This is a genomic window from Bacillus sp. JNUCC-22, assembly GCF_018861275.1.
Lineage (GTDB): Bacteria > Bacillota > Bacilli > Bacillales > Bacillaceae > Bacillus > Bacillus velezensis.
Genome location: NZ_CP076408.1, coordinates 1,711,645 through 1,723,487 on the forward strand (window position 1 = coordinate 1,711,645; position 11,843 = coordinate 1,723,487).

10 protein-coding genes are annotated in these 11,843 nt (G+C 46.4%); 9 read left to right on the top strand and 1 reads right to left on the bottom strand.

All coding sequences use genetic code 11. The features are described from left to right. Positions 1-6 precede the first annotated feature (6 nt). Positions 7-1,881, top strand: a complete 1,875-nt coding sequence (mutL, locus tag JNUCC22_RS08610; protein WP_216062264.1) for a DNA mismatch repair endonuclease MutL — start codon at positions 7-9, stop codon at positions 1,879-1,881. 401 nt (positions 1,882-2,282) lie between these two features. Here mutL and JNUCC22_RS08615 read toward each other — a convergent pair whose 3' ends face one another. Then, positions 2,283-2,492 (bottom strand): hypothetical protein, encoded by a 210-nt coding sequence (locus JNUCC22_RS08615; RefSeq protein WP_216062265.1) that lies wholly within the window; start codon positions 2,490-2,492, stop codon positions 2,283-2,285. 964 nt (positions 2,493-3,456) lie between these two features. Here JNUCC22_RS08615 and JNUCC22_RS08620 point away from each other — a divergent pair. The 8 genes from JNUCC22_RS08620 (at position 3,457) to JNUCC22_RS08655 (ending at position 11,828) form a co-directional block, all read left to right on the top strand. Continuing rightward, positions 3,457-4,134: an MBL fold metallo-hydrolase gene (locus tag JNUCC22_RS08620; RefSeq protein WP_012117588.1), complete on the top strand. Its 678-nt coding sequence runs from the start codon at positions 3,457-3,459 to the stop codon at positions 4,132-4,134. 314 nt (positions 4,135-4,448) lie between these two features. Continuing rightward, the gene (fabD, locus tag JNUCC22_RS08625) at positions 4,449-5,318 is read left to right on the top strand and encodes an ACP S-malonyltransferase (protein ID WP_216062266.1); all 870 of its coding nucleotides are present in this window, start codon (positions 4,449-4,451) and stop codon (positions 5,316-5,318) included. A 136-nt stretch (positions 5,319-5,454) separates the two neighbouring features. Then, a complete protein-coding gene (locus JNUCC22_RS08630) occupies positions 5,455-6,429 on the top strand; it encodes an acyltransferase domain-containing protein (RefSeq protein WP_060561672.1) in 975 nt (324 codons plus the stop codon). Between the two features lies 1 nt (position 6,430). Next, the gene (gene fabD / locus JNUCC22_RS08635; protein WP_216062267.1) at positions 6,431-8,671 is read left to right on the top strand and encodes an ACP S-malonyltransferase; all 2,241 of its coding nucleotides are present in this window, start codon (positions 6,431-6,433) and stop codon (positions 8,669-8,671) included. A gap of 65 nt (positions 8,672-8,736) precedes the next feature. Beyond that, the gene (locus JNUCC22_RS08640; protein WP_216062268.1) at positions 8,737-8,985 is read left to right on the top strand and encodes an acyl carrier protein; all 249 of its coding nucleotides are present in this window, start codon (positions 8,737-8,739) and stop codon (positions 8,983-8,985) included. Positions 8,986-9,036: 51 nt separating this feature from the next. Continuing rightward, a complete protein-coding gene (locus JNUCC22_RS08645; RefSeq protein WP_114354644.1) occupies positions 9,037-10,299 on the top strand; it encodes a hydroxymethylglutaryl-CoA synthase family protein in 1,263 nt (420 codons plus the stop codon). Continuing rightward, positions 10,296-11,069 (top strand): enoyl-CoA hydratase/isomerase, encoded by a 774-nt coding sequence (locus JNUCC22_RS08650; RefSeq protein ID WP_098081416.1) that lies wholly within the window; start codon positions 10,296-10,298, stop codon positions 11,067-11,069. Before JNUCC22_RS08645 ends, JNUCC22_RS08650 begins: the two co-directional genes overlap by 4 nt. A 9-nt stretch (positions 11,070-11,078) precedes the next feature. Beyond that, positions 11,079-11,828 carry a polyketide synthase gene (locus tag JNUCC22_RS08655; RefSeq protein WP_003154094.1) on the top strand — a complete coding sequence of 250 codons (750 nt, stop codon included), beginning with the start codon at positions 11,079-11,081 and terminating at the stop codon, positions 11,826-11,828. The last annotated feature ends 15 nt before the right edge of the window (positions 11,829-11,843 follow it).

An 11,843-nucleotide genomic window follows, 5' to 3' on the forward strand; every position in this document is an offset into this window, starting at 1 on the left:
ACGGACTTGGCAAAAGTCATCCAGCTGTCAGATGAACTCTCAAATAAAATAGCGGCCGGCGAGGTGGTCGAACGGCCTGCCTCAGTCGTTAAAGAATTGGTGGAAAACGCCATCGACGCAAACAGCACAGTCATTGAAATCGACATAGAGGAAGCGGGGCTGTCGTCGATTCGGGTGCTCGATAACGGCGAAGGGATGGAAACCGATGATTGCAAGCGGGCTTTCCGCCGCCACGCGACCAGTAAAATCAAAGATGAAAACGACCTGTTCCGGGTGAGAACACTCGGTTTCCGCGGAGAAGCTTTGCCAAGTATCGCGTCTGTTTCTCATCTGGAAATCAAAACGAGCATCGGCGAGGGAGCGGGAACCCATCTCATTCTTCAGGGGGGGAATATCATTTCTGAACAGAAATCCTCCAGCAGAAAAGGAACGGAGATTATCGTTACCAACCTGTTTTTCAATACACCCGCCAGATTGAAATATATGAAAACCGTGCATACGGAGCTCGGCAATATTACGGATGTTGTCAACCGGATCGCTCTTGCGCATCCGGAAGTATCCATCCGTCTCCGCCATCAGGGGAAAAATCTGCTGCAGACAAACGGTAACGGGGACGTGCGCCATGTGCTGGCCGCAATTTACGGGACGGCGGTTGCGAAAAAAATGATACCGCTCCATGTCAGCTCGCTTGATTTTGAAGTCAAGGGCTACATTGCGCTTCCGGAAATCACGCGTGCATCCAGAAACTACATGTCATCTGTCATTAACGGAAGATACATTAAGAATTTCCCGCTTGTAAAAGCGGTGCATGAGGGCTATCACACACTTCTGCCGATCGGCCGCCATCCGATTACGTTTATCGAAATTACGATGGACCCGATTTTGGTTGATGTCAATGTCCATCCGTCGAAGCTTGAAGTCCGCCTCAGCAAAGAGACGGAGCTGCATGAGCTGATCCGTGACGGGATAAAGGAAGTGTTTCAAAAGCAGCGGCTTATTCCGAGCGCCCAGCTCCCGAAAAAATCAGCGCCGGCACCGGCCAAAAACGAACAGCAATTTATGACATTCGAGGAAAGCGCGCCTGAGCGGAAACTTCCTGAAAAAACGCCGGAGCCGTCTTACTCACCAATGAAGCTGAGTTCGGTCGTAAAAGAGCCTGAGCCGGTAATAATAGAAGAAGAGATCCTCCCGAATGAAGCGGATCACGGAGTGCCGCCGGAGATCGGTATGCCCGAAACGGCAGCGCCTGTTTCCGATATTCCGGAACCGGAAGCTGTCTCTGAAGAAACACGTGAAGAAAGAATTCCGGTGATGTATCCGATCGGCCAAATGCACGGGACATATATTTTAGCCCAAAACGAAAACGGCTTGTATATCATTGACCAGCATGCGGCCCAAGAACGGATTAAATACGAATATTTCCGGGAAAAAGTCGGGCAGGTCGAGCCTGAAGTACAGGACATGATCGTGCCGCTCACCTTTCATTACGCGGCAAACGAAGCGCTGATCATTGACCAGCATCAGCATGAGCTTGAAAGCGTCGGAGTATTTTTAGAAGCATTCGGCACGAACAGCTACATCGTCCGCTGCCATCCGGCCTGGTTTCCAAAAGGGGAAGAAGCTGAACTGATTGAAGAAATCATTCAGCAGGTGCTTGACGCCAAACAGATCGATATTAAAAAACTGCGGGAGGAAGCGGCCATTATGATGAGCTGCAAAGGCTCAATCAAAGCGAACCGCCATTTGCGAAACGACGAAATCAAAGCGCTCTTGGACGACCTGCGCCGAACGACAGACCCGTTCACATGCCCGCACGGCCGGCCGATCATTATCCACCACAGTACGTATGAGATGGAGAAGATGTTTAAGCGTGTGATGTAATAACAACGTTTATGTGAGACTAAACCGTTATTTGCCCACAAGCAGCCTTACTAGTTTGAATGACCCAGCCTTTCAGAGATAACTTTTGAGTTTTTTAATTTCTGGCATAATTGGTGCATCGGTATGCCGTCAATCATGAAAATGATTTGTTTAACATCCAGCTGCTTTTCTGTCATATAAAAATTGTTTTTGGAGAGTATTTGGGGTTGGCGATGTAGTATCTTGTGTTTGGTGGAACCGTCTATATCGTCAATTGACTGCATTAATAGTGAAATAATTGGAGAAAACGGTTCCTGAAAAATCTCATGTTATTTGTGAAGAATTTAAATAAAATTGGAATTTGGCGGGTTATACTATCCGCAAGTTAGTCAAGGGGGACTAGTAATTAGCCCCCCTTACATTTAGTTCTTCCTGCGGTATTTTCTATTTTTGATCAAACTGAAAACCACTAAGAGAACCACACCGATAGCAACAACATAAAATGAAATTTCTGCTGCTGCGGTATTAATATTCTTAAGAACAAGGATAAGCCCTATTAAAACTATAGGAATGACGTAAGTTAGAATTCTTATAGCTTTTGGGCTCGGTTCAGCATTACTTTTATCTCCCATAGTTACCTCCGATCTTAACACGTTAGAAAATAATCACTTTAAAGCTTAACACAGGATAAATTTGTTAAACACCAACAATAGCCCCGTTTAAATGAAAAGCCTAAGAGTTTTAGTAATCCACCAAGCGGCTGTTGGGTTGCCAGTTCTTTTAGAGCACCCGCATAGCACGCATCTTCAACTGCACCAGTAAAATTGTCGATCGTATTAAGAATTATTTCAAAACGCCGATTCCGCCCATAGCAGCTTTAACTTTAGCAGGTAGTGCATCCCAATCTGCTCTTAGTGCTTTTGCATCCCAGGGCAATTTACCTTAGACGGTAAACTCCGACCCATATAACATAGTCTATTTGTCTAATGTTTAATATTTACTTTTTACACTTAATGATTTTATGTTAGTTTTGTTTTTGCACAGTAAAAAGCTGCGCGACGCTTTCGTGAATTGTTGCAGCTAGGGCTGATTTGAAAAGAGTGTAAATTACGCCGTACTTTTCTAAGTTCAATTATGTTAATGTCAACATAACGTTGAATTCGGTGTAAGAACTAAGGTATTCTGATATATTTCGAGAGCCCGTATGGTTTAGTTTATCTTGAAGAAAAGGATTGAAATAATAGTCTTGATTGCGGGTCATTTCTAAAAACTGATTATCCCCTTCGGCCGCTTCGGCAATTGCTTTTCAAAACAAAAGCTCAATTTGTTTTCTTTTTATCCGAAACTCATATTCATCCTTCATTTTCTGAATAAAATTTCCTAAAGAATTCATCTAAATTAATATTCTAATTTCCTTATATATCAGCATAGCAATTTGTAAAAAAGGTCCAGACTGGTGCTTTTGGCGGGAGCAGAAAGTTTTTTTAACTTTACCGGAAAATCCATGGAAAAACGTGGTGTCATCTGGTAAAGTGGTTACAGTCGGCTGGGCGGCGGCAGCAGTCTGCCCGGATCTTTTAAATGGGAATGGTGACAATGGATCATACATATGAAGTGCATCAAATCAAAACTTATCACCAGATGTGGTCCAACTATTGTTATATTATCGCAGACCGCTCAAAAAAATCTGCGATAGCGGTGGACCCGTCCTGGGAAATCGATAAAATAACCGATAAACTGCATGAATTGGATGTTGATTTATCCGCTATTTTATTAACACATTCGCATTATGACCATGTAAACTTGGCGGAGCCGCTTCAGCAAATCTATCATTCTGATATATACATGTCGTCGGCGGAAATCGATTTCTATCAATTCCGGTGCAGAAACTTAATAGCGCTTGAAGACGGCCAAACCTTTGCGGCCGGAGGGTTTATCATCAGAAGTATACTGACCCCGGGACATACGGCCGGGGGAATGTGCTATTTGCTATCTGATCATCTTTTTACCGGTGACACCGTGTTTACAGAAGGGTGCGGTATATGTGGGGACAGGGGCAGCTCAGCTGAAGATATGTTTCACAGTATACAGAGGATCAAAGCCTCCATTCCGCCGCATGTGCGTGTGTATCCGGGGCACTCCTTCGGGGAGAAGCCGGGTCAAAAAATGGAGAGTCTTTTGAAAAACAATATTTACTTTCAGATTGAAAAAAAAGAACATTTTGTGAATTTCCGCAACAGAAAAAATCAAAAAGGGCTGTTTCATTTTAAGTAATGTGTAATTTAGTTCTATCTAACTAGCTTTTCTTTTGAGGCAAGGAACTTCTGAAATGGAATGGAAGTTATTACTAGATTTCTGGTGATGAATGGCTGAGTAACGGGAGTTTGCGGAAGAGAACGCCGGGCAGGCCGGATGGGACATTCTGCTTACGCCTGTTCCGAAAGCCCTGAGTCCGCCTTTCGACAGGGAAAAATAGGCATTATTCAGGAGTTCGCATAGGATAAATTAACTTGACATGGTATTTTTGTGAAGTTACTATCAACTTGAACATGCTTCTTATCTGAATCCGAGAAAGGATGGCTGAGAAAATGATCACATACTTATTCCCCGGACAAGGTTCTCAAAAGCAGGGAATGGGGAGCTCATTGTTTGAAGAATTTAAAGACTTAACGGAGCAGGCTGATGAAACACTCGGATATTCTATGAAACGGCTTTGTCTTGAGAATCCGTATTCCAACCTTCACAAGACGCAGTTCACCCAGCCTGCTTTATATGTTGTAAACGCGTTAAGCTATTTGAAAAAAATCCAAGACAATGACATAAAGCCGGATTATGTGGCCGGCCACAGTTTGGGAGAATATAATGCGCTGTTTGCAGCAGGTGCTTTTGATTTTATTACCGGCCTGCAGCTTGTCCGTAAAAGAGGCGAATTAATGAGTATGGCCACTGACGGAAAAATGGCCGCTGTTATGGGGTTAACTGCAGCTCAAGTGTCAGACGCCCTTCAAACGCACGGATTACATACGATTGATATTGCTAATATGAATTCTCCTCACCAAGTTGTCATATCCGGACGCAAAGAAGACATTGAAAGAGCCAAAAGCGTATTCGAAGGATTAAAAGACGTTACGATGTTTCATCCGTTAAACGTAAGCGGCGCTTTTCACTCGAGATATATGAGTGAAGCAAAACAAGAGTTCGAAAAATTTTTACAGTCATTTCATTTTTCTGCTATATCAATTCCTGTCATTTCTAATGTTCATGCCAGACCTTATGAGCAAGACGGAATCCACTCCGTTCTGGCCGATCAGATCGACCATTCAGTGCGATGGAACGACAGCATCCGCTATCTGATGGACAAAGGGCGGATGGAATTTGAAGAAGTCGGCCCGGGCCATGTGCTGACAGGACTTATTCACCGCATCAAAAAAGAAACTGAAGCTTCACCCGCCATGTAGCGGAACGCAAGTCAAAATTCTTATCTCACACAATAGTGCCAGCCATACAACATCACGACCACTTCACCTGCACACGACATCACGAAACACTCACAAATCAATATTTTGAAAAAATAAAGAGCAAAAAGGAGAACAAATGAACCAGCCAATTGTTTTCATGTTTTCTGGACAGGGTTCCCAATACTATCAAATGGGGAAAGAGCTGTTTGCACATAACGCCGCTTTTCGGCAGAAAATGCTTGACTTGGACGATTTTGCAGTCAGCCGTTTCGGTTACTCTGTCCTAAAAGAGATGTATCATACAGGCAATCGTCTGTCTGATCCATTTGACCGCCTTCTTTTCAGCCATCCTGCCATTTTCATGGCTGAGTACGCACTTGCATATGCTTTGGAGCAAAGAGGCATACGTCCCGATTATGTGATCGGAGCAAGCCTCGGAGAGTATGCAGCGGCCGCTGTGTCGGGCGTGCTGAGCGCCGAGGATGCTTTAGATTGCGTGCTGGAACAGGCCCGAATCGTTACGGAAACTTGCCGTAACGGCAGCATGCTTGCGATACTGGGTGATCCGGCTTTATATCAAGATGATCCGCTGCTCGGCGAACATAGTGAATTGGCATCTGTAAACTATCATTCTCACTTTGTCATCTCGGGAGAGCGGGAACATATCAAAAAGATCATGGACGATCTGAGAGAAAAGCAGATTCCTCATCAGCTATTGCCGGTATCTTACGGGTTTCACTCAGCGCTGGTTGATCAGGCGGAACAGCCGTACAAGCGCTTTTTAGCTCAGAAATCAATCCGGACTCCGTTTATACCGTACATCTCCAGTGCGACCGGAGGGGCTGAGACCGATATACAAGCGGACTTTTTCTGGGATATCGTAAGAAAGCCGATTCGATTCCGCGAAGCGCTTCAATTCGCAGACAGCCGCCAAAAAGGATTGTATATTGATGCCGGGCCTTCCGGAACATTGGCCGCATTTGCCAAACAGATTCTTCCTGCAGGATCGGCTGAACGCATCCGTGCCATTATGACGCCGTTTCATAAAGAACAAACACATTTGCAGCAAATAGAAGACAGCATTTTATCACCGCCCGGAAGGAGACTGTAAGATGATCAGCTTTGTTTTTCCAGGCCAAGGCTCGCAAAGAATAGGGATGGGAGAGGACCTGTTCGGCCGCTATCCTGAATTAACCGCAAAGGCCGATCACATTCTCGGATATTCCATTCAGGAGCTGTGCCGGGACGGAGAACGTCTCAATCAGACTCAATTCACTCAGCCGGCGCTCTATGTCGTCAATGCCCTCAGTTATTTGAAAAAAACAGAAGAAACCGGCTTGAAACCGGATTTTACCGCCGGACACAGTTTGGGCGAATATAACGCGTTATACGCTTCGGGCGCCTTTGATTTTGAAGAAGGCTTACAGTTGGTCAAAAAAAGGGGCGAACTGATGAGCCGCGCAAAAGGAGGCGGCATGGCAGCGGTGATCGGCCTGACTCATGAGCAGGTGACGGATGTTTTAAGAGAAAATCACTTGGATATGATTGATATCGCCAACATGAACACACCGCAGCAAATTGTCATTTCCGGATATAAAGAAGATATTGAAAAAGCAGCATCCGTTTTTGAAGCCGTAAACGGCGTAAAAATGGTTCACCGCTTAAATGTCAGCGGCGCCTTTCATTCCAGATACATGCTGGAAGCGAAGGAAGAGTTTTCACGGTTTATTGAATCTTTCCATTTTAAGCCGCTGTCCATCCCGGTCATTTCAAATGTGACGGCAAGACCCTATGAGCAAAGAGAGCTGAAAGAGACACTCACCGGACAAATAACGGGATCGGTGAACTGGACAGACAGCATCCGTTTCTTAATGGGAAGAAAGAACATGAGCTTTGAGGAAATCGGTCCCGGAAAAGTGCTGACGGGGCTGATACAAAGAATTACGGCTGAAGCGGAGCCGATAACAGATGAAATCAAAGTCCCGGCTGAGGCTGGAAAAAGCTCAATTACGGCGGCGTCTTTAGGAAATGAAGAGTTTAAGCGCGATTATCAATTGAAATACGCCTACTTGGCCGGCGGCATGTACCGCGGAATTTCTTCGAAGGAAATGGTTGTCAAACTGGCTGAAAAAGGAATGATGGGCTTTTTCGGAACGGGCGGTTTGAACATCGCGCACGTTGAGGACGTCATTTTGTCAATTCAGCATGAGCTTCGTGACGGCGGTTCCTTCGGCATAAATGTTGTACATAACATGAAGCATACAGATTCAGAAGAAAAAATGATTGATCTTTTACTGAAGCATGGGGTTCAGAACTTGGAAGCATCAGCGTTTTTAACGGTTACTCCCGCTTTAGTAAAGTTTCGCGCTAAGGGGTTAAAACGCGGTGCCGGCGGACAAATAATAGCGCGTCAGCGGATTATCGCCAAGCTGTCCCGTCCGGAAGTAGCGGAAGCGTTTCTCAGCCCGGCGCCTGATCACATTCTGCAGAAACTTGCAGCCGAAAACAAAATTACCGCTGAAGAAGCAAGTCTGATGAGAGAAATACCCGTTGCGCATGACATCTGCGTAGAGGCTGATTCAGGCGGCCACACTGACGGCGGAGTTGCTTACAGTCTCATGCCGGCGATCATCCGTTTACGAGATGACATGATGAAAAAATACCGATACGGCAAAACCGTCCGCGTTGGAGCCGCAGGGGGAATCGGAACGCCCGAGGCTGCCATGGCCGCATTTATGCTCGGCGCTGATTTTATTGTGACTGGATCTATTAACCAATGCACCGTTGAGGCAGCGACGAGCGGCCTCGTAAAGGACCTCCTGCAGCAGATGAATGTACAGGACACGGCCTACGCGCCGGCCGGCGATATGTTTGAATCAGGCAGCAAGGTGCAGGTATTAAAGAAAGGGCTGTTCTTTCCGACCCGCGCCTCTAAGCTGCATGAACTGTATCAGCGTCACCGCTCAATTGAAGAAATTGATGAAAAGACACTCAGACAAATAGAAGAGAAGTATTTTAAGGCAAGTGTAAGCAGTATTTATGACAAAGTGAAGGCTCATTATTCGAATGAAGACATTTCAAAAGCCGAACGGAATCCGAAACAGAAAATGGCGCTCATATTCAAATGGTATTTCAGGCAAAGCTCTGCTTCGGCGATTAAAGGAGACCCGGATGCCAAGGTAGACTTCCAGATTCATTGCGGCCCGGCATTAGGCGCCTTTAATCAATGGGTGAAAGGTACGGAGCTGGAGTCCTGGAAAAACCGCCATGCCGATGGTATCGGCCTGCGGCTTATGGAAGAGACGGCCTCGCTTTTGAATCAGAAGTTAGGTTCATTTTTGCAAACGTGTTGACAAGACGAAATGATAGATTGAAAACATGGAATATTCATAAAAGATGAAACAGGGAGGAACTGACAATGAGTAAAGAAAGAATCTTTGAATTGCTGCAGAACACAATCTACGAGGTTTTACCTGATTTAGAAGGCGAACAGCTTTCACAGGAAGACCGGTTAGTTGATCTGGGGGCGGATTCAGTGGACCGCGCCGAAATTATCACGATGATGCTTGAAGAATTATCACTGCAGATCCCGCGTGTTGAGCTGAAGGGAGTGTCAAACATCGGCGAATTGGCGGAAAAGCTTTATGAAAAGGTACAGGCTGTCTGATAAAACGGTGGAAAAATCGGAAACTCAAAATTCATATTGGAGGCGAAGTTCATGGCGGCTGCCGGAATAGAAGCGATAAATGTGTTTGGCGGGACAGCATACCTTGATGTCATGCAGCTGGCGGAGTACAGAAACTTAGACCCTGCCAGATTTGAGAATTTACTGATGAAAGAAAAAGCGGTGGCGCTTCCGTACGAAGACCCTGTTACATTCGGCGTTAACGCGGCAAAGCCGATTATCGACCGATTGACAGAGGCTGAAAAAGACAGAATCGAGCTGCTGATTACCTGCTCGGAGTCCGGCATTGACTTCGGAAAATCACTCAGTACATATATTCATGATTACTTAGGCCTCAACCGGAACTGCCGTTTATTTGAACTGAAACAAGCCTGTTATTCAGGAACGGCGGGTTTGCAGATGGCGCTTAACTTTATTTTGTCGCAGACATCCCCCGGAGCGAAGGCGCTTGTCGTCGCGACGGATATTTCCCGGTTTTTAATTGCCGAAGGCGGCGATGCGTTAAGCGAGGATTGGTCTTACGCAGAACCGAGCGCCGGAGCGGGTGCCGTCGCCTTATTGATCGGTGAAAATCCAATTGTATTTCAGGCGGATGCGGGCGCTAACGGCTACTACGGCTATGAGGTGATGGATACATGCCGTCCGATCCCGGACAGTGAAGCCGGTGACGCCGATTTGTCATTGATGTCTTACCTCGATTGCTGTGAACAGACATTTCGCGAGTACAAAAACCGTGTGCCGGGCGCTGACTACAAAGAGACGTTTCACTATCTTGCCTTCCATACACCGTTTGGCGGCATGGTCAAAGGGGCCCACCGGACGATGATGCGCAAGCTTGCAAAAGCGAAAAACGCTGAAATCGAACAGGATTTTCAAACCAGAGTAGAGCCGGGGCTCCGCTATTGCCAAAGAGTCGGAAATATTATGGGAGCAGCCTCTTTACTGGCTCTTGCAAGCACGATTGACCAAGGGGGATTCGACACTTCTAAGCGGATCGGCTGTTTCTCCTACGGCTCCGGATGCTGTTCAGAATTTTACAGCGGCGTTGTGACGCCTGAAGGGCAAGCGCGGCAGCATTCTTTCAATATAGAAGAGCATCTGAACAACAGATACAGGCTGTCCATGGAAGAGTATGAGGAACTGTTTAAAGGCAGCGGTCTGGTGAAGTTCGGAACCCGGAATGTCAAATTGGATATGAATATGATTCCGAACATTTTAGACCATCATGCCGGGAGCCCTCGTTTATATTTGGAAGAAATCACGGAATTTCATCGGAAATACAGGTGGATATCGTGACCTATGAAACGATAAACGTCCGTTTTCAGCAAAATGTCTGCTTCATCACCTTTGATCGGCCTGAAGCCAACAATACGATTAATGAGCGTTTAGTGGAGGAATGCCTGCATATTCTTTCTGAATGTGAAGACTCCGTGACCTCCGTAGTGCTTGAAGGGCAGCCGGAGGTATTTTGTTTCGGGGCGGATTTTGATGAGATGTACCGGAAAATGAGGCAGGGAATGCAGCATGCGGAATCGCAGGAGCCGCTTTACCGTTTGTGGCTGGCATTAAAATCCGGGCCGTACATCACAATCGCTCGCGTCCGCGGACAAGTAAATGCGGGAGGTGTCGGTTTTGCCGCCGCGTGCGATATCGTCATTGCAGAGGAGAATGCTTCGTTCAGTTTATCTGAACTGTTATTCGGACTTTATCCGGCCTGCGTTCTGCCGTTTTTAATTCAAAGAATCGGATGTCAAAAGGCGCATTATATGACGATTATGACAAAGCCCGTGCCGGCACGCCAGGCGCTTGAATGGGGACTTTGTGACGTATGCGTCCCGGACTCAGCAACAGAGCTGAGAAAGCATTTGCTGCGTCTTCGCCCTCTGTCGAAAAAAGCAGTCATCCGCTATAAACAATACATGGATTCCTTAAACGACCTTGTTCATCGTTCGAAATCCATTGCTCTAGCCGAAAATCAAGCGATGTTTTCAGATCCGGATAACCAATCAGCCATCTTCCGTTATGCAGAAACGGGGCGGCTTCCTTGGGAAACGGAGAACAGTTAGGAGGATATCATGCCGAACGCCGCAGTTGAACTGCTCGAAATTGAACCGGATATTATCCAAGTGACAATGCAGGATAAAGCCCATAAAAACGCCTTCTCCAAAGAACTGACGGATGGATTGATGGAAGCATTCACCCGTATAAAAAAATCGTCAGTCTATAAAGCTGTGATTTTAACAGGATACGGCCATTACTTTGCTTCCGGAGGCACACAGGAAGGCCTGCTCAGGATTCAGCAGGGCATCACGAAGTTTACGGAAGACCGCATGTACTCTTTGGCGCTGGAATGTGATATTCCCGTCATTTCCGCCATGCAGGGCCACGGAATCGGAGGCGGGTTTGTCATGGGGCTTTTCAGTGATTTTGTCATTTTAAGCAAAGAAAGCGTGTATACCGCAAACTTTATGAAATACGGTTTCACCCCCGGAATGGGCGCTACCTTTATCGTTCCGGAGAAGCTTGGGGCAAGCCTCGGCCATGAAATGCTGTTAAACGGCGGCCACTACCGCGGCGGTGACCTGGAGAAAAGAGGGGTGCCTTTTCCGGTGCTTCCTCGGCAGGAAGTACTAGACTATGCGCAGGAATTGGCCCGTGAGCTTGCAGAAAAACCGAGAAACTCTTTAATTACATTGAAAAGGCACTTGGTGACGCCGTTTCGCGAGCAGCTTCCGGCTGTCATTGAGAAGGAGTTAATCATGCACGATGAGACGTTTCATGATGATGAAGTGAAGAAACGAATCACGACGATGTACGGAGTATAAGACATACATCTTACA